Source organism: Carnobacterium pleistocenium FTR1 (assembly GCF_000744285.1).
GTDB lineage: Bacteria > Bacillota > Bacilli > Lactobacillales > Carnobacteriaceae > Carnobacterium_B > Carnobacterium_B pleistocenium.
The window spans coordinates 1,524,305-1,543,556 of the sequence record NZ_JQLQ01000002.1; the positions used below are offsets into that span (position 1 = coordinate 1,524,305).

General features: G+C 33.4%; 19 protein-coding genes. 6 read left to right on the forward strand and 13 right to left on the reverse strand.

Annotated elements, in window-relative coordinates:
• The first annotated feature begins 35 nt into the window (after nucleotides 1-35).
• On the forward strand, nucleotides 36-2,648 hold the full coding sequence (locus tag BP17_RS07450) for a PBP1A family penicillin-binding protein (protein ID WP_051910491.1): 2,613 nt from the start codon (nucleotides 36-38) through the stop codon (nucleotides 2,646-2,648).
• Nucleotides 2,649-2,742: 94 nt separating this feature from the next.
• On the opposite strand, the gene nth is transcribed toward BP17_RS07450, so the two are convergent.
• The 9 genes from nth to dapB all read right to left on the reverse strand — a co-directional run bounded on the left by nth (nucleotide 2,743) and on the right by dapB (nucleotide 12,544).
• Nucleotides 2,743-3,378, reverse strand: coding sequence for an endonuclease III (gene nth / locus BP17_RS07455; protein WP_035053062.1), 636 nt, complete (start codon nucleotides 3,376-3,378; stop codon nucleotides 2,743-2,745).
• A 14-nt stretch (nucleotides 3,379-3,392) separates the two neighbouring features.
• Entirely contained in the window at nucleotides 3,393-4,109 is a 717-nt protein-coding gene (locus BP17_RS07460) for a DnaD domain-containing protein (RefSeq protein ID WP_035053065.1), read from the reverse strand.
• Nucleotides 4,110-4,211: 102 nt separating this feature from the next.
• The gene (gene asnS, locus BP17_RS07465; protein ID WP_035053067.1) at nucleotides 4,212-5,510 is read right to left on the reverse strand and encodes an asparagine--tRNA ligase; all 1,299 of its coding nucleotides are present in this window, start codon (nucleotides 5,508-5,510) and stop codon (nucleotides 4,212-4,214) included.
• A 105-nt stretch (nucleotides 5,511-5,615) separates the two neighbouring features.
• On the reverse strand, nucleotides 5,616-6,092 hold the full coding sequence (locus tag BP17_RS07470) for a cell wall elongation regulator TseB-like domain-containing protein (protein WP_035053069.1): 477 nt from the start codon (nucleotides 6,090-6,092) through the stop codon (nucleotides 5,616-5,618).
• A 117-nt stretch (nucleotides 6,093-6,209) separates the two neighbouring features.
• Nucleotides 6,210-9,029: an ATP-dependent DNA helicase DinG gene (gene dinG, locus BP17_RS07475; RefSeq protein ID WP_035053071.1), complete on the reverse strand. Its 2,820-nt coding sequence runs from the start codon at nucleotides 9,027-9,029 to the stop codon at nucleotides 6,210-6,212.
• 132 nt (nucleotides 9,030-9,161) lie between these two features.
• Nucleotides 9,162-9,638: a hypothetical protein gene (locus BP17_RS07480; protein ID WP_035053074.1), complete on the reverse strand. Its 477-nt coding sequence runs from the start codon at nucleotides 9,636-9,638 to the stop codon at nucleotides 9,162-9,164.
• Nucleotides 9,639-9,848: 210 nt separating this feature from the next.
• A complete protein-coding gene (locus BP17_RS07485; protein WP_035053075.1) occupies nucleotides 9,849-10,451 on the reverse strand; it encodes a nitroreductase family protein in 603 nt (200 codons plus the stop codon).
• A 105-nt stretch (nucleotides 10,452-10,556) separates the two neighbouring features.
• Nucleotides 10,557-11,756, reverse strand: a complete 1,200-nt coding sequence (locus BP17_RS07490; RefSeq protein WP_035053076.1) for a CCA tRNA nucleotidyltransferase — start codon at nucleotides 11,754-11,756, stop codon at nucleotides 10,557-10,559.
• Nucleotides 11,753-12,544 carry a 4-hydroxy-tetrahydrodipicolinate reductase gene (dapB, locus tag BP17_RS07495; RefSeq protein WP_035053077.1) on the reverse strand — a complete coding sequence of 264 codons (792 nt, stop codon included), beginning with the start codon at nucleotides 12,542-12,544 and terminating at the stop codon, nucleotides 11,753-11,755. Before dapB ends, BP17_RS07490 begins: the two co-directional genes overlap by 4 nt.
• 207 nt (nucleotides 12,545-12,751) lie before the next feature.
• On the opposite strand from dapB, the gene BP17_RS07500 reads away from it, so the two are divergent.
• Nucleotides 12,752-13,642: a YitT family protein gene (locus BP17_RS07500; protein ID WP_035055302.1), complete on the forward strand. Its 891-nt coding sequence runs from the start codon at nucleotides 12,752-12,754 to the stop codon at nucleotides 13,640-13,642.
• A gap of 60 nt (nucleotides 13,643-13,702) precedes the next feature.
• On the opposite strand, the gene BP17_RS07505 is transcribed toward BP17_RS07500, so the two are convergent.
• The gene (locus tag BP17_RS07505) at nucleotides 13,703-14,278 is read right to left on the reverse strand and encodes a ReoY family proteolytic degradation factor (protein WP_035053078.1); all 576 of its coding nucleotides are present in this window, start codon (nucleotides 14,276-14,278) and stop codon (nucleotides 13,703-13,705) included.
• Nucleotides 14,279-14,325: 47 nt separating this feature from the next.
• Nucleotides 14,326-15,591 (reverse strand): tetratricopeptide repeat protein, encoded by a 1,266-nt coding sequence (locus tag BP17_RS07510; protein ID WP_035053079.1) that lies wholly within the window; start codon nucleotides 15,589-15,591, stop codon nucleotides 14,326-14,328.
• Nucleotides 15,592-16,031: 440 nt separating this feature from the next.
• Here BP17_RS07510 and BP17_RS07515 point away from each other — a divergent pair, with 440 nt between their 5' ends.
• The 3 genes from BP17_RS07515 to BP17_RS07525 all read left to right on the forward strand — a co-directional run bounded on the left by BP17_RS07515 (nucleotide 16,032) and on the right by BP17_RS07525 (nucleotide 16,950).
• Nucleotides 16,032-16,274: a hypothetical protein gene (locus BP17_RS07515; protein ID WP_035053080.1), complete on the forward strand. Its 243-nt coding sequence runs from the start codon at nucleotides 16,032-16,034 to the stop codon at nucleotides 16,272-16,274.
• Nucleotides 16,275-16,369: 95 nt separating this feature from the next.
• Nucleotides 16,370-16,642: a hypothetical protein gene (locus BP17_RS07520; RefSeq protein ID WP_035053081.1), complete on the forward strand. Its 273-nt coding sequence runs from the start codon at nucleotides 16,370-16,372 to the stop codon at nucleotides 16,640-16,642.
• Nucleotides 16,639-16,950 carry a hypothetical protein gene (locus BP17_RS07525; RefSeq protein ID WP_035053083.1) on the forward strand — a complete coding sequence of 104 codons (312 nt, stop codon included), beginning with the start codon at nucleotides 16,639-16,641 and terminating at the stop codon, nucleotides 16,948-16,950. The genes BP17_RS07520 and BP17_RS07525 overlap by 4 nt, the downstream gene beginning before the upstream one ends.
• 75 nt (nucleotides 16,951-17,025) lie before the next feature.
• Here BP17_RS07525 and BP17_RS07530 read toward each other — a convergent pair whose 3' ends face one another.
• Nucleotides 17,026-17,211: a hypothetical protein gene (locus tag BP17_RS07530; protein WP_035053085.1), complete on the reverse strand. Its 186-nt coding sequence runs from the start codon at nucleotides 17,209-17,211 to the stop codon at nucleotides 17,026-17,028.
• A gap of 14 nt (nucleotides 17,212-17,225) precedes the next feature.
• Nucleotides 17,226-18,182: a Shedu anti-phage system protein SduA domain-containing protein gene (locus BP17_RS07535; protein WP_035053087.1), complete on the reverse strand. Its 957-nt coding sequence runs from the start codon at nucleotides 18,180-18,182 to the stop codon at nucleotides 17,226-17,228.
• A gap of 317 nt (nucleotides 18,183-18,499) precedes the next feature.
• On the opposite strand from BP17_RS07535, the gene BP17_RS07540 reads away from it, so the two are divergent.
• Complete coding sequence (locus tag BP17_RS07540; protein WP_035053090.1) at nucleotides 18,500-19,138, forward strand: hypothetical protein; 639 nt, start codon at nucleotides 18,500-18,502, stop codon at nucleotides 19,136-19,138.
• Nucleotides 19,139-19,252 lie beyond the last annotated feature (114 nt).

Consider the following 19,252-nt stretch of genomic DNA (forward strand, 5'->3'; position numbering starts at 1 on the left):
TTATCCAACAAGAGAAATAAGGAGTAGATTTAATTATGCCAGAAAAAAAAGAAATGTCACGTGTATCAAACAAACAAACGAAAAAATCAAACCATTCAAAAAAGAGAAGGAAAAGCAAAAAATCCTCTTCTTCTATTTGGAAAAAAGCACTTATTGGAATATTGCTTTTAATTTTAGCAACTTTAATTGGAGGCATGGGATTATTTGCTTATTATGTTTCCTCAGTACCTGATTTAACCGAAGCTAATTTAACCGATACGGTTTCATCGACATTGCTTGATGCGGAAGGAAATGAATTTTTGACTCTTGGCAATGAAGATCGCGAAATGGTTACAGAAAACGATATACCCCAAGTTCTAAAAGATGCTATTATTGCAATTGAGGATCAGCGCTTTTACAGCCACATCGGTATTGATCCTATCCGCATTGGAGGAGCAGTTGTCGCAAATGTAACGGATGGTTTTGCTTCTGAGGGTGGGAGTACCATCACTCAGCAATTAATTAAACTTTCTGTCTTTTCTACAGGGGCGCAAGACCAAACGCTAAAACGAAAAGCACAAGAAGCTTGGTTATCTCTTCAATTAGAACGAGAATACTCCAAGGATCAAATTTTAACTTTTTATATCAATAAAGTGTACATGTCCGACAATAAATATGGGATGGGCACCGCTAGCGAATATTATTTTGGTAAACCAATAGCTGAATTAACTTTACCCGAAGCTGCGTTGCTTGCTGGAATGCCTCAAGCTCCAAATGCCCATAACCCTATTACTAATCCTGAAGATGCAACAAAACGCCGCAATTTAGTTTTAGATATGATGCTAGAAACTGAAGCTATTACCGCTTCAGAAGCCCAAGAAGCTAAAGCTGTTGATGTCTCAGAAGGATTGATCAGCCATTCTGGAGAAGAAGAAACGAATCAACTTGTTTTCGATCCATACGTTAAAGAAGTACTAGCTGAAGTTGAAAGAAAAACAAATTTAGATCCGTATACATCGGGTTTAACTATCTACACTAACTTAGATATGGACGCACAGCAACGTCTGTATGATGTTGTAAATACAGATGAATACGTCTTAATTGAAGATGACGATATTCAAACGGGTGTTTCTTTAGTAGATGTTAACACTGGCCAACTAAAAGCATTAGGTGGTGCGCGAAATCAAGAAGTACAATTAGGAACAAATTACGCTACTGAATTAAACCGAAGCGTTGGATCGAATATCAAACCATTATCTGCTTATGGTCCAGCAATCGAATATTTGCAATACTCTACTTATGAACAAGTAGTAGATGAACCTTATACTTTTAATGATGGAACACCTATCAATAACTATGATAATAATTACGAAGGTCAGATCAGTATTCGTCGAGCACTAGTTGACTCACGAAACGTTCCTACAACAAAAGTTTATAAAGACGTACCAACAAACCAAGTAGATGAATTTCTAACCAATATTGGAATCAATACGTCTACTTTGAACCCTGATTCTGATGGTTTAGTTGAGTCAAATGGTTTCACTGGAAACATTACGCCAGTTGCTTTGTCTGGTGCTTATGCGACTTTTGCAAATGGCGGAACGTACACTGAACCTTACACCGTTTCAAAAGTCGTTTTAGAGGATGGTGAAGAAATTGACCTTCAACCTGAGTCTACTAAAGCGATGGCTGATTCAACAGCTTATATGGTTACAGATATGTTAAAAGATGTAGCTTCAAATAATGCTGCTCGAGTGGGGCTAAACGGGATTCCACAAGCTGGAAAAACGGGAACCACTAACTATGAGGATGATAAAAAAATAGAACATAATATTCCAGCTGATGGTGTACCCGATAAATGGTATTCAGGCTATACTACTAATTACGCAGTATCCGTTTGGGTAGGAAAAGATGACTATTTTGATTCAATCGACAATGCAGGAAGTGAGCGTTTGTTGCCTCAACAAATCTATCAAGCATTGATGTCTTATGTTTCAGCATCTGTTGAATCTAGTGACTGGGAAAAACCAAGTTCCGTTGTAGAAGTTGCAATTGAAAAAGGCTCAATGCCTGCAAAACTTGCAAGTTCAAGTACTCCAAAAGAAAACATTGTTAACGAATTATTTGTCAAAGGAACGCAGCCCACTGCTGTAGCAGCACCAAGCTCTGAAGAAGAAAGTGAAAATGACGAGGAAGAATCACTCGAATTAGAAGCTCCCTCAGGTTTAACAGCTGCCTACAGTGAAGAAACGGATGCTTTATCGATCAAGTGGAATGCTTATTCCCAAGAAGGTATTTCTTACATTTTAACTGTCGGCTCTGAGTCTTATTCAACTAATGATCTTTCTTATATTATTCAAAGCCCTCCTGTTGGTGAAACCCCAATTACTCTCGCTGTACAAGCCGAGGGCAATACCGGACCAGCCGCTTCAACAAGCGTTCTTATCCCTCCTAAAGAAGAGGAAGAAGAACCAGTTGAAGAAGAAGAGCCTGAGGAGGAACCTGAAGAAGAAGGCGGCGAAAGTTCGTCATCAAGTAGCAGTGCTGCTTCCAGCAGTAGTCAACCTGAAAGTTCTTCTTCTACCAGCGATTCTTCTAGTAGTGCTCCTTCAAGTAGCAGCTCTTCGACACCTGAATCAAATCCTTCTAGTTCTGCTCCAGCAGAATAAAAGGATTTCCTATTAAATTAAAAATTCAAGTTTTAAACAAAAAAAGCAAGATGAGATGTATCTGTTACTAAGATACGCTTCATCTTGCTTTTTTTTATACTTTTATTGGTCCATTTGCTTTTAACAACTGGAGACATATATTGTGATCATGACTTCTAGCTATACATTGATAGCGTCCAAAAAAAAGAATCCAGTGATGAGCAATACTCCACTTGTCTTTAGGAATTTGCTTCATTAGAACTTCCTCTACTTCACGAACAGTAGCATTTGGTGGACATATACCCAATCGTTTAGTTACACGTTCAACGTGAGTATCTACAGCAATAGCAGGCACATTAAAGGCCTCGCTTAAGACCACACTTGCTGATTTCCTTCCTATTCCTGGTAAGGACTCCAATTCATGACGCTTTTGAGGAACTTCTCCATTAAATTCGGTAAGCAATTTATGACAACACCCTTTAATAAATCTAGCTTTATTACGGTATAAGCCAATTGTCTTCAGTTGTTCCATAATATCTTCTACTGGTGCAGCTTCAAATGCTTCAATTGTAGGATATTTTTCAAAAAGCGCTGGAGTAAGCTTATTAACAGAGATATCTGTCGTTTGAGCACTTAACATCACTGCAATTAATAGTTCAAAAGGGGTTCTATAATTTAATTCGCATGTCGCATGAGGAAATAATTCCCCCATCGCTTCAACTAGTTGCATCGTTTCTTTTTTAGACAACATACCTTTCCACCTCATTAAGAATGATCATTATTATTCAACCAATTATGCAACGGTACTTTTGTTGTCTGTTCTTTAGATATCGAATAATTTTTTGGCTTAGCATTCCCTTGCCTTCGTCGATTTGCTTCTTTATCAACTTGATCTTTCGTACGAATGTTTTTTCTTTCCCAGTTTAGCAAGATGCGGTCAACATATTTCAAATTGTATACTTGACTCAAAACAGCTTCTCTTAAGGCTAATTCAATCAATTCAATCGCATAATGATCCTCATCCAACCACATACCGATTGTTTGCATTTCAATTGGGGACAACGGTCTACCAAATTCAGCTTCAAACAATTGAAATAATTCCTGTTCAGATAAATGCTGTTTTTCAAAACGTTGTTGGTTTTCTTGTTGCGAAATAACTAATATTAATTTATCCCATAGTAAATCTAGTCGATAACTATCACGTGTTTTTCCATCATTATTTTTTTCTGTATCAATTCTGATCAATTTTTTATTGATCAGTTCATGAATCATTTGAAATACATCGGCAGAAGGAAGTTGCATCCGTTTTGAAATAATTTCAATGTCTGGAAAATCATTCCCAGCATCAATAAATGACTTCAATTGTAAGATTAGAATCAAGTGTTCACTAGTTAATCCCACTTCTCTATAATAAGTTAACAATATATTTGATACCGTGGTATTTCCTGCTTTAAGCCATTTTTGCAAAAGATGATTATTCATATTTTCCCCCTCCTTGCTGCTCTAAAAAAAAGTTTTTTCTTTTAGCTGATACGATTAAAAAAACAGCAACTTAAGAAAACTCAAGTTACTGTAGTCCTATTTTTATGGATAAATACGGTTTAATAAACGTGGGAATGGAATTGATTCACGGATATGTTCAGTCCCACAAATCCAAGTTACAGCCCGTTCTAACCCTAGACCAAACCCTGAGTGTGGCACACTGCCATATTTACGCAAATCCATATACCATGCGTAATCTTCTTCAGCTAAGCCAAAGTCTTTAAGGCGTTGTGTCAAGGCCTCAAAATCAACTTCACGTTCGCTTCCGCCGATAACTTCTCCGTAACCTTCAGGAGCGATTAAATCTGCACACAATACAACATCATCACGATCAGGATGTGGTTTCATATAAAAAGGTTTTATTGCTTTAGGGTAATTTAAGATAAAGACCGGTTTGTCATATTGAGTTGCGATAAAGGTTTCATGAGGCGAACCAAAATCATCTCCCCAAGTAATATCATCAAATCCATTTTCATTCAATAATTTAACGGCCTCATCATATGAAATTCTAGGATAAGGTAATTCAGTGTATTTTTTTAACGTTTCTTTGTTACGTTCTAATACATCTAAAGCATCATCACAGTTATCAAGAACACTTTGAATAATGTACGCGACATATTTTTCTTGTACTTCTAAGCTTTGCTCGTGATCCATGAAAGCCATCTCTGGTTCAATCATCCAAAATTCAATTAAATGACGACGAGTCTTTGATTTTTCAGCTCTGAAAGTTGGACCAAAAGAAAAGACTTTGCCAAATGCCATTGCTGCTGCTTCCATATATAATTGACCACTTTGTGAAAGAAAAGCTTCTTGATCAAAATATTGTGTGTGGAATAGTTCTGTTGAATCTTCTGCAGCATTGGCTGTTAGAATTGGTGGATCAACTTTGATGAATCCTTCTTTATTGAAAAAATTATAAGTAGCAAGAATAATTTCATTTCGAATATGCATAATGGCATGTTGTTTAGAAGAACGCAACCATAAATGACGATGATCCATTAAGAATTCTGTTCCATGTTCTTTTGGAGTGATTGGATAATCATGACTTTCTCCAATTACTTTAATAGAGTTAACAGCTATTTCATAACCAAATTTTGAGCGACTGTCTTCTTGAATAACACCAGTCAAACGAATAGAAGTTTCTTGATTTAACGATTTAGCTAATTGAAATACTTCTTCTTCAACTTCACTTTTTACAACGATTCCTTGAAAAAATCCAGAACCATCACGTAATTGTAAAAAGGCAATCTTTCCGCTTGAACGTTTATTAGCTACCCACGCTCCAATTTCTACTTCTTCTCCAACATGATTCTTAGACTCGACAATTGTAATATGATTCACAGTTTAAAACTCCTTTAAATAAATTTTGATGACTCACTTATTCTTTACTGCCTTAATTATTATACAAGAAAAATGGGCTGTGTATCGTTTCTTTTCAAAGAATCTTTAAATATTTTCGATATCGCTCACCCATTCGCCCGATTTAGCGGTCAGAACATAATACCCAAGTCGTCCATTTTCCTCTTTATAAGATATTTCCCAAATAGGAAGTTCTCCTTCAAGTCCAATGCGAGCTTCAAGAATGTCAACAGACCCCTTATCTTCACGTGTCAACTCTTTAGCTTCTTGTTCTGTAATAAATTCATCCTGATTTAGAATAATTGTTTTTCCGCCATCTTTAGCAACAATCACCATAATTTCTTCATCCGTTTCATTCAATCCAAAAACCGAAAAATAAGTTTCACTACGATTATACCAATAAAAATCTGATACTGTTACTAGCCCTGCAGTTTCTTTCGCAATGGCTGTCGTTTCTTTTTCTGCATCTTTCATAGGATCTTGACTGATCATTAAAAGGGTAATTGAAAACACAAGGACAACAGACATGACAACTGCTAAAGTGATGAGTATTGCTTTTTTCATGAATATCCCTACCTATAATTTATTATTTTAGTACCATCTTAATCGTCGCCTTCAATAGTTTATTATAACAGAAAATATATCTTCTTTACTGAGAGATTTAGTATAAACTCGACTTTTTTAGTTGTCTTTATTCTCTTCAGAATTAAAAAATTGCTGTAGTTTTTTACCGATATTCTTTGTAGCTATTTCTTCAATTGGTAGTCCTTTGGGAAGTGACTTTATGATTTGCTTGCCATAACTTGTTTGAATCAACCGGTTATCCAACACAATCATGATGCCTTTGTCACTCTCAGAACGAATCAGTCTTCCAAAACCTTGCTTTAAACGTAAAGTAGCTTTTGGCAATGAGTCGATAGTAAAAGGGTTTAGATGCTTTTGTTCCAGATAACGGTGTTTAACTTTTACAAATGGCCTGTCTGGAGATTCAAATGGCAGTCGGGTAATAACAATAATGCTTAGTGATTTCCCTGGTAAATCGACGCCTTCCCAAAAACTATCTGCTCCTAATAGAATACCTCCTGTAGATCTGAAGAATCGTTTCAAGATCCGTTCACGGCTTCCTGAAAAACCTTGTGCCAACAATTCTCGACCAGCAGCCGTCGGTTTTCGTTGGAGTGCAAAATACACCTCTTGAAGTATCTCATAAGAATTAAATAAAACCATCGTATTTTCAGTTGAATTTTTAATAATATTTTCTACTTGTTCAACAATCATATGAACATAGTCTTTCTTTGATAGTTCTTTAATTGATTTCAGCTCTTTAGGAACCCAAAGTCTTGCTTGTTTTTTGTAGTCATAAGGAGATTCAATAATTAATTCTTTTAAATTTTCTTCCCCTAATTGTGTTTCAAAATAACTAAAGGACCTGTTGATCTCCAATGTAGCTCCTGTATATAAAACAAAAGCTGTTTTATCTAATAAATTTTCTTTTATAAACTTACTACTATCCACTTTTGAACGCTTTATCATAAAACTATTTTTAGGGCTTTTTTCTTTATATGAAAACCACGTTACTTCATTCTCTTCATTTTTTTGAAATACAGCATTGAAAATATCTTTCTGACTTTCAAAGGTCTCAATCACATCAAAAAAATCTTCTAATAAATAACGTTCTCTTTGGGTTAACTGATGACTTTCATTTAATCCTTGGTTAACTAATTCAAAACCTAAATAGCTGATTTCATTCATCAACGCGAGAACTTTTTTTGAAGATTTTTTTAAAGTTAAGTTCCACTGCGTCTCTCTATTGAATTGAATATCCAATTGCTCTTGTTGATAAAGCTCATTACCGGCTGTATTTTTGCAATAAACCAACAATTGATAAATAAAATCAGTTAATTCATCTTCTAATGAAAAAAGATTCATTTCCATATTTTCTATATAAGAAAGTTTGATTTTAGACAGTTGTTGGCTCAACTGAGTGATTCTTCCTAAAAAACTTTTTTCATCTGAAGCATGACCAATTAGTTTGATTAATTGTTGCATTCGGTAATACCCAAAAACTTCACTTGAAGCTTCCATCGCTATATCTGGTAAATGTTGTGCCTCATCAATAATTAATTTTTTAATCTTTGGCAATTCTTTTTCTTTGCGATTTAAATCATGACATAAAAAAGAATGATTGGTAATGATCACACTGGCATGCTTAATTTTATATTGCGCATGCAAATAAAAATCTTCATTATGCCATTGATCATCTTCATGTTTAGTCAACCAACCACGATGTCTGATTTTATTCCAAAATAAATGATTATAATTGGTTAAATTTAATTCATCAAGATCTCCAGTTTCGGTTTCAGTCAACCAAGTTAATAGTTTCATTTTATAAATCACTTCTACTTTTTGGTCTACAGAATCTTTTAACGCCTCTTCAAACTTTGTTAAGTGAATGTAATGATTTTTACTTTTTAAAATAGCAGCCTGTACCGTAAAAGGTAAAATCGTATTTAGTTGAACGATATCTTTATCTAATAATTGTTTTTGCAACAATGTCGTATACGTGCTGATGACTACTGGATCTTCAATAGTGGCCAGATAAGCTAATGGCAGTAAGTATCCTAAGGTTTTCCCAACTCCGGTTGCTGCTTCAATCGCAAAGTGACTTGTTTCATTACTTGTAAAATAATCATAAACAGCATCCATCATTTTTATTTGTTGATTTCTAGTTGTCAATTTTGTTTGAAACAACTGTTCCTTATTACTAACAGTTGTTGGGTAATGGGCATCTTCGCGATAATTTTTTTGCTCGAAGATAGGTTGTTTTATCTTTAAAGCAATCCCATTTTTTATCATGAGCGACTCAGAAAGTGATAAACGATTATTTTTCATTTCAGCTAACGTTGTTTTGAAAAAGTAACCGGTCTCCATTGTGAGATTTTCTGATAGTTCAACCATCTTTTCTACAGTAACTAATGGCAATTCTTTCAACTTCTGTTTTAATACAAGAAAAAGTTCTGCCGTAACAGCTGCATCACTATCCGCTTGATGAGGGTTAGTATGTTCAATATTAAATTTGCTGACTAAATCATTTAATCGGTAACTGGATTCAGTAGGCAATAATATCTGTGCTAATTCAACAGTATCGATTCCTTTATTTTGTAGTGGAGGCATCCCACAACGTTGTAGTTCACCTGATAAAAATACATAGTCAAACTGGATATTGTGTGCAATGATAATGCATCCATCTAATAAATTATAAATTGTTGCTGCAATATCTTCAAAATATGGAGCAAGTGCAACCGATTTGTTTGACAGATTAGTTAAATGTTCAATTTGTTTTGGAATCGTAATTAAAGGATTGATATTTGTTGCAAACCGATGGACGATTTGGTCATCTTCTATTAAAACACATCCAAACTGAATCATGCGATCTCCGCTAGCCACATTACCGCCTGTTGTTTCAATATCTACCACGGCATATGTATCTTTATTTTTCACTCTCTTCACCTAATTCTTTAGACATAATATCTTCTCTACCATCATACTATGAAGATTAAAAAAAAACAAAAAAACTCAAGAAAAAATGGCTAGATTCCATTTTTTCTTGAGTGTATAAACAATTAAAAAATCTTAAAATTTTTCTTTATAAATTTCTTTTGCTGTTTTGTTTTTATCAATAACAATATACAATTTATTTTCTTTTGAAATAAATGAACTTTGATGAGCATTGTCAATTCGATCAGAATCTATTGCTTCATAAGGAAAGTAAACAGTCTCTTCAGCAACAACATCTGTAGAATCTGCTTTTTCACCGTCTTTATACAAAATATCCATTTTTTCAATATCTGGATTTTTTACAGCACGTTCAAACATACCCGTTTCTAGGCCACCTAAATTAATGTCACTTGAATTTGTTCTATCCGCTTCTGGGAAAATCTCTATTTTTAGAGACTCACAAGGGAAGATTTCTTGAAAATCACTATTACCGATTCGTCCAAAACTTTTTGCAATGTGCTTAATCCACAAATCACCTATCAAGCCTTTATTGATTGTCCAAGTTTCACCATTTTTAAACATTATTTTTAATGCCATAACTTCTTTTTTCATTTTATTTTCTCCCCTTTTTCTTTTCTTAATCAAAAAGTTTGTGATTCATTTGATAAATTCATCTTACCATAAAATAAACGAATGTAAATAAATTTGTTTATATTTTGTGAATTTATTAACAATATAGCAAAAAAAATAAAGAAATAGAAAACTCACCAAGTTTTCTATTTCTCTATTTTTTAGATGTAGCCTTATTTTAATTGATTATTATTATTTAAATACAAGAATTCTAGCAGAATCATCCATGTATTCTTTTTCACCAGCTGGCGATTCAATAGAACCAATAGGCATTTGTCCAGTTAGTTTCCAGTCTGCAGAAATGTTCCATTCTTCTTGAACAGCACTATCGATTAGTGGGTTATAATGTTGTAAACTTCCTCCAATATTTTCAGAAGCTAATGTTGTCCATACAGAGTGTTGTGCAATTCCTGTAGATTGTTCAGACCAGACAGGAAAATTATCTGCATACAATGCAAATTGTTCTTGTAAAGCTTTAACAATACTAGTATCTTCAAAGAATAAAATTGTTCCAAATGCGGCACGGAAACTATTTAATTTTTCTTTAGTTGGTGTCACATCTTGTCCTGCTGGAATTGCTTTAAGTAAAGCTTCTTCAGTAATATCCCAAAGTTTGTTATGAGCAGCTCCAAATAATATAACTGCACGTGAAGTTTGTGAATTAAATGATGATGGACTTTCTTTAACAGCTTTCGCTACAAATCCAGTGATTTCTTCTTCAGATAAAGTAACATTCTTTCCTAAAGAATAAATTGAACGGCGTTCTTCTAATAATTTTGTATATTCGTTTTCCATAATTTAAAATCCCCCTTAAAATAACTTACTTTTTAAGTATAGCAACTTATTTTTAGTTAGTAAACCTTTTTCTTACTTATTTTAAAAGTAGTTAACTCTTCAATCTCATTTTTTATAATAATGTGAAACCCAATCAAAAATAGCTTGTTTTTCATTAAGCAGACTTCCAGCTAAAATAGCCTCTTCTATTTCAATCATCAAATCCCCCAGCCACTTGCCAGGCTTTCTGTCTAACATATCCTTTAAATCGTTGCCGTTTATCCTTATTTCTTTCTTACTATGAATTGGCAGTTCCTGATCTAACAAATGAACAGACTCAAAATTAACTGGATGCTCTAGACATTCCATCATGGTTTCAACATCCAAAGCTATTTGCAATCCTACCTGATAAAGGACTTGACGATTAAAGTTATTTTCCAAGCGATACTCTAAAGCGAATAAAGCTGATTGCACCTGATTGATTTCTTTTTTTGAGCATTTCCATTCTCTTAAAAATAGTTCCGCTTTTGTAGTTGGTATTCTTAAGTAATGAATCAATAACGTCCAAGCAATGATTCGATTATCGATCATACATTCTAGTTTAGCTAGTTCTTCTAACTCTTTTTTATAAGACTTCAATCCTGGGCAATAATAAAATAAATTAGTTTGAATAAATAACGCTAAAGCTTTTTTTCTTCCACTTCCTAATAGAAGTTTTGTAAACTCAACTTGAATTCGTTCAATGGCTATTTTCTCAAGCAAAGCATGATTCATTCTGATAGCTCGTTCAGTTTCACTATCCATATCAAAATCCAACTGACTAACCAAACGTACTCCACGCATCATACGCAAAGCATCCTCAAAGAAACGCTCTTCAGGGATACCAACAGCTCTAATCATTTTCTTTTTCAAATCATTTTGACCATCAAAATAATCAATAATTTGACCATCTCTATTCATAGCTAAAGCATTTATGGTGAAATCACGACGCTTCAAATCTTCTTTTAACGAACGAACAAACTCAACATTATCCGGACGTCTAAAATCCTGATACGTTGATTCTGTTCTAAAAGTTGTGATTTCATAAGAAGCATCTTTCCATAAAACCATTACAGTCCCATGTTCAATTCCTACATCAATTGTTTTTTGAAATATAAGCTTAATTTCATCAGGTTTTGCACTAGTGGCAATATCTACATCGTTGATTGTTTTTTTTAATAATGTATCACGGACGCTTCCACCAACAAAGTAAGCTTCAAATCCAGCTTCTTGTATTTTATCAATGATCGGTAAAGCCTGTTTAAACTGATCATCTAACAAAATCATAGAATGTTTTCCAATCCATAAGCTAATTCATTTAAAGTCATGACCTTTTCACAGCCCAAAGCAACACCTGTCATAAATGAAGAACGTTCAAATGAATCATGGCGAATCAACAGCCCTTCACCGACACTTCCAAACTGAACTTGTTGATGGGCAACTAGACCTGGTAATCGTACACTATGAATCTTTATCCCTTCGTAATCTGCGCCACGCGCCCCTTTGATTGTTTCTTTTTCTTCTGGATTTCCTTGTAAGTGATATCCACGTTCTGCGAAAATCATCTCAGCTGTTTTTATCGCTGTTCCACTTGGAGCATCTAATTTGTTATCGTGATGCATCTCAGTTATTTCAACATCTGGAAAATACTTAGCTGCTTTAGCCGCAAATTCCATCATCAAAACAGCTCCTATTGCGAAATTAGGGGCTATCAATCCACCGACATTCTTTTCTTTCGCTAATTCTTGGACTTTTTTAACTTCACTTTCTGCAAAACCCGTTGTCCCTACTACTGGACGGATCCCATGTTCTAGAGCAAAACAAGTATTTTGAAAAGCAACAGCGGGAATAGTGAAATCGATCCACACATCTGCTTGGATTTCTTTCACTAACTCTTCTTTATCTTGAAAAACACGTACATCAGTTGTCGAAAACTCACTTATTTCATTTAGATTTTTTTCAGAAGCGTGAGGGTCAAGGACACCCACTAATGTAAATTTATCATTTTTTATTACCATCTGTGTGGCTGTTAAACCCATTTTACCTTTAAAACCTGCAACAACAATATTAATCATTTTATTCTTTCCTTTCAAACGGTTTTTCAACCGCCAATTAAATTTTTTATCTTATTGATTACCGATGCTAATCGACTATCCAATTATTCGTTTAACCGATATCTCACCTTCTAAGTCTACCAAAAAGCGAGAAGGTTGCAAGACTTGTTGCTTGTTTTCAAAAAAAAATGTATTATTTATAAAGTAAATAAAGTTTGGAGTGACGGTATGATAAACGAAAAGGTAACAGTAAAAGATTTATTTATTATAACAATTGGCTGTGCACTTTATGCATTTGGATTAGTCTACATCAACATTGCAAATGAATTAGCCGAGGGCGGAATGACAGGGATTTCCCTTCTATTAAGGTATTGGTTTCAAATCGATCCAGCACTTTCTACATTATTACTAAATATTCCAACTATTTTGATTGGATGGAAATTGTTAGGCAATCGTTCACTGATTTATACGATATATGGCACAACTATGTTGTCTTTCTTTTTATTTATTTGGCAAAGAACGTCTATTGCAATTAATATAGATAATGATCTTTTCATCGCTGGAATTTTAGCTGGTTTATGCGGCGGAATAGGCAGCGGCATGATTTATCGTTCTGGTGGAACTACCGGTGGAAGTGATATTCTTGCCCGCATTCTTGAAAAGAAAAAAGGTATTTCAATGGGTAAAACATTACTGGTCTTTGATATCTTCATCTTAACGTTATCGCTTACTTATATTGACTTGCCTCATATGATGTATACATTACTTGCTTCCTATGTGTTTTCTAAAATCGTTGACTTTATGCAAGATGGTTCTTATGCTGCCAGAGGGTTGCTAATTATCTCAGATAGAAACGATATTATAGCTGAAAACATTATGCTAGAAATGGAACGAGGAGTAACCTTCTTTAAAGCTGAAGGTGCCTACTCAAAAGAAGAAAAAAAAGTTTTATATTGTGTCTTGGGCAGTCATGAAATTGTAACAGCTAAACGAATTATTCACGAAATAGATCCAAAAGCTTTTCTTTCCCTTTTAACAGTACATGAAGTTTTAGGCGAAGGTTTTTCGTTTGATCCTAAACCTAAACAGCCTCTTTTCAAAAAAAAAGCCGTCCTTTGATGTGTCATACGTCCCAAAATTAGAAAAGTAGCTAACTTTTCTAATTTTGAGGACATCACATCAATGGTTTGGCTTTTTTTGTTCATTCTTTAAATCATCTTCAATTTTTTTTAGTTGATTAGACAATTGAATAAATTTTTCTCGATCGTCTTCTTCTAAAGATAAATCAATTTGATGCAACGTGTTTTGTTTGCGTTCAGTTAATGACAAAGTTTCTAGGGCTAATTCAACTTCCTCAATTAGTTTCCCACTAATCATTTCATTCCATTTAAAATAAGGATTATCTTCTAATACAGTAAGGTATTCGGCAGATTTCCAAGGATTTGAAAAAATCAATTCAATATACATTTCTTCTTGCCAATTTAATCTAACTTCATGGAAGGCCTGTTCTGGATCACTAAATACTGTACCATTTTTATAAAATAAAAATGGTTCGCTTCCCATCTCAGTTGTGGACATCATCATACCTCTTGGAGTTTTTTCAACGGCTTCAACAAAATGAACTTTATTTAATACAATATCATGGTTTAGTAAGTAGTTCAGGATCCACATAGATTCTCTTCTTTTCAATTGGTAGCGGTCTAAAAACCAGCTAAGAAAAATTTTTTTAGCTTCTAAAGAAATTTGGATGTTCATGTAAAAACCTCCCTATCTTACTCTTTTTCTCATTATAACTTAATCAATTAATAGTTGCTATTTATTTCTTCTAAAATTTCTAATATTTCTGCATCTGCTGGTTCAAGGAGTAAGTAATCATTTATTGCCTCTTTAATAACTACACGCTCTCCTTCTTCTCGCAGAAAATAAATATAAGATTTCAAGAAATCCTTATTCCCTCGAAATGCTGGATATGCTTTTTGATAGGCCGTTCCCGCTGCAGAATATTCTTCTAATCCTTCATTTGCTAAGGCTAAATTCCAATAAAATTGAGGATCAACTTCATTTTGGATCAAGATTTTTTGGATTAACTCGACGGTTTCATCGTAGCGTTCTTGTTGCAGCAATAAATTAGTATAAGCTAGTTGAATACTTGAATTTTCTGGGACAAGTTGAATCGCTTTTAAATAGTAATCTTCAGCTAACTCATTATTTTCTAATTTAATCGCTATATCCGCTCCATAGTAGAATAGTTCGTAGTTGTATTGGTCAACTCTTAGACCTTCTGTGATGGCTTCTAAAGCCTTATCTAGTTCGTTTTCTTCTTCTAGTCCTTTAGCTAGATAAGGATATAAAGTTGTGTAATTCGGATCTAATTCTTTTAGTTTATTCAACATTTCAATTGAACGACGGTATTGTTTGTCTTGCAGATAGGAAAATCCTAGTTGAAATAATGTATCGATATTTTCTTTTTCTTCTAAACTCTGTTCTAAATATAAAATAGCTTGTTCTAAATCACCCAGAGCACTATAAGAACTGCCACAACGAGCTGCAAGATTAATACCAGAAAATTCCGTGAGGCCTTGGGTCATCAATTCTTCGTAGCCATGAAGCGCCTGAGCATATTTCCCCATCGAAAAATGTAACTCTGCTAATGCAAAATCAATAACTGACTCATCAGGTATGATTTCCTTCGCCTTGAGCAGCTTTTGCTCACTCACTTCATAAAGACCCTGGACTTGATACAAATCAGCTAAAACGAGCAAAGATTGCGGATAAACAGTACTTTCTTCTGAAACTTCTAATAACCAATCCATCGCTACTTCCAATTCATTAGCTTCGATAGCTATTTCTGCTAAACCTACCCTTAATTCATCGTCTTCAGGATAACGTTCAAGTAAATGCAAATTTATTTTTTTTATTTCATTTAAGAAACCAAGATGGTAAAGAGAGTCAGATAAATTGTAAAGTTCTTCATCTGTATCTTGAGCTATAGCTTCTTCAAAATAATTCATTGCTTCATCCAATTGATTTTCTTTAAGTGAATCAATCATCATTTGTCCATATGACATGTCTAAAAACCTCTTCCATTTAACGATCTTTTATTTACTCTATTTTACCACAAACCAATAGGATTAGAACCCACCGTAGCTTGTTTACAACCAAATAAAAAAAGAGCTAGTGCAAGGCACTAACCCTTTTCTTATTTTGTAATTTATTTAACTGCGTCTTTTTGATAACCGAATCACACATAGGTACACACTCGCCTAAATTACAGCTATACAAGGGGTTAAAAGCTTTTAAAATGATTTTTTAAACCCAGCTGACTTAAACTCGGTTGTTTAAAATGCTATTTTTTTGCACTTTTTTTTTTCAATTTTTAATCAAGAAAATATAAACTTTATTTATAAATATTATCAGTGAGTAGGACGATGAAATGATTATACCATAATTAAATCATTTAAATTAATCTGCGTATATTATAAGTATCACATTTAAAGGAGAATTTTGAATGAAAGCATTTATAGAATTTTTACCACCAGATACCAGTATAAGTTGCTTTAAGCATGAAAGATTGAAAATAGAGGCATTTAGATCCGTTATAAAATTGCCATACGTGATTGTTAGCTATGAAAAAGATTCAACTACCTACCATTGCCGTACTATTGATGATACGCGACATCTTGCTGATTCATTAATCAATGAATATTTAAATAAAGTAAAATCTGTTGAAGAGTTTTTCGATGAAATATAAGCATATTTTCTACTCTCACTTTTGTGGGAGTTTTTTTATTCTGTTCGCTTTACAAAACAAACATACGTTCGTATAATAAGTACGAGGTGAGCGATATGAAAAAGTTAACTATTCAAGAATTCAACCCAAACTATATGATGACAGACGAAAAAGTAATGATTTTTGAAGAAGAGTATCCAGACAAAAAACAATTTGATTACATAACTAACAAGGTTTATCATCCTGAGATTAAAGAGTATGAAGTTAAATACTCAGCTATGCTGCAACTCATACACATGGGTGAAGTTGGCAAGTATCGAATGGATGGCGTACCTTTTGGAGTTAATGCAATCATCATTACTATCGAAGTGGAGGATGAGAAACTATGAACACTGCAATGTTTACTGGTAAAGTGGTTTCAGATGTCAAAGTGATCAATACAAAACAAGGATATCCATTTTGCTACATTGCTTTAGAGGTAAATGGGAAAATCCATAACTGCTTGATTGCTGGACGTAAAGCTTTTAAATTTGTTTACGAGGTTGAAAATAGTACTGGTTTAACTGTTGACTGTACGATTAACGAACGTAAGCAACTGATTATTCAAGAATATAAAATTGACAGTCAGCCTACTCTTATAGGGCAATTATGGGATTATAAAGGAAGACGGCTGCCTTTTAAGAAAACTATGTTTTAATACAAAAAAAGCCCCATCCAATTACGGACAGGGCTTTTAGCATTTTTATGTTTACATTATTAAGAAATTCAATTCCTATATACTTGTTTCATGCTGGGCTTCTTTATACGCTTTTCGGAGATAGATAGTCGCGCTAGTCAATATAATTGCTGTGAAAGTATCGTCTTCTCCAGTTTCCGTTAATTCGTCACTAAGCTTTTTAGCATTTTTATAAATCTCATTTATTTCCTCAACTCTTTTTTTCCTAAGTGAATTTTCCACCTTACCCCTCCTATCTAGTTAAAAGCTAGCACCCTTCTGCATTCATCTACCATATAATTATATGGATAAACTTCTATTTCTCTAGGTAAATTTCTTGTGGCTTTCAAGTAAGCTTCTTCATCTTTTGGGTTTAAATCTCCGATTATTCCTATTCCTTTAGGATATTTTATGTGAATATCATATTTTTCTTTTATATATTTTGTTTGCATTTTAGAAGCAGTAAAATAGTCAATGTAATCACTCAGCTGATTTGTTAATGAATTAACTTCCGCAAGAAAACCGCTTCTGACTTTACCAGAATTTTTTAATAGACTTCGTTCAGCTCTTTTATAATCTACAATATACCATCTTTTGTCTAAAGGTTTATAAGCGATAACATCAGGTCTTAAGTTTTGTTCAAATTCTTCTTCTATGTTTAATAATGTTACTTGATGCTGCAAATCAGTTAAATGAAGAGAAAGTTCTAATATGAAAGGATTCTTCTCTATGAATTTATCGATTTTAAGTTCTTTAGGATTCTCCTTTAACAAAGATTCAAATTGATTAAGAATCTCAATTTTATATTTTTTATCGATAATTGGATTATCCAATGAGTATATATAACTATCCATAAATTTCTCTGTATGAAGTAAGAAAAAGTTGTAGTGTACTTTTCCTACTATAAATCCTTTATCAATTGTAACATTATTTATAGTAACATTTGATAACCTCGCAATTCCTGCATTTTCTACACGTATATAAAACGGATTGGTATCAAATGTATTGTAAGAAAGCCGATCTTCGTTGTTAAAATTTATCAAAAAGTTATTATCTTCTTTAGCAAATATAATATCAATCCCTAAAGAATCTGCTTTAATATCAAAATCAAGTTCCTTTAAGTAACTTTTATTTTCTATTAAATAACTTTTAGTGCGTGATGTCAGGTTTTTTAGTAAATTACCCATTAATATTTGATGGCTATTATTATACATTTCCCAATCATTCCTCCAGTAAATTCTATCTGGATGTGGTATGCTGCAAGCAGATAGAACAATCCATGAGCTCTTGCACTTTCCACGGTGGGGCTCTTATTTATTTTAACACAAAAAAGCCACCTCAATTAAATGAAACAGCATATTTAATTTCAGCTAATCACAAAGGAATAAGAATGCAAACAATGTTGCTTTCTAATTAGTAAAAAAATATACAAAAAAATAACCCTAACTCAATCAAGAGATAGGGTTATTTATAATTTGCCTACCTTATATTTGTTTAATAAAGTAGAATAAAATATAAAGGAGTTGTTAATTTGGATAATGATGAAAAGTTAAGCTGGAAAGATCGAAGGGATCTTATTATCGAAGCAGGTATAGGTAGTATTCCTACTGTTGGTGGAGCTCTACAAACCTTATATTTTGGAGCCAAAAATGAGAAAAGATTTAAGAGAGTGGAAAGATTTTATGAAGAAATATCCATAGAGATTGGTAGTATGAAAGAAAAATTACCTGTCATTCATGAGACTGAGAATGCTGATGAAGCTATTAGTATTTTAGAGTCAATAAATGATGAAGTTGAAAAAGCCTCATCTCAATCTAAAATTGATAATTATAAAAAAGCTTTTAAAAATGTACTGTTTAGATTTAATAACGATTCGTTTGATGAAGAAAAATATTTTATACGTCTATTACCTGATTTAACTGAATTGGAATTAAATATTTTGTTCAGTTCTAATAAAAATGAGCATAAAAAAGTGGTCGATGGCGACTTCTATAAGAAGGACAAAAGCAATATAAATATTGTGACAGGAAATATAAATAGATTATCAGATTTCGGTCTTTTAGACTTAGTATTTGGGACGCTGTTGTCAGGTGGGCAAGGTGCTTATATTGATCAAAGTTTTGCTGTAAGTGACTTAGGTTCAAAATTTGTCAGTTTTATTTTTGAATAATTCATAAACAACTACAATAACTATAATGATTAGCCATACCCACCAATACTTTACTAGTAATTCACCTTGAGTTAAATGTATAAAATCCTTTAAACACACCATTTTAACCCTCCT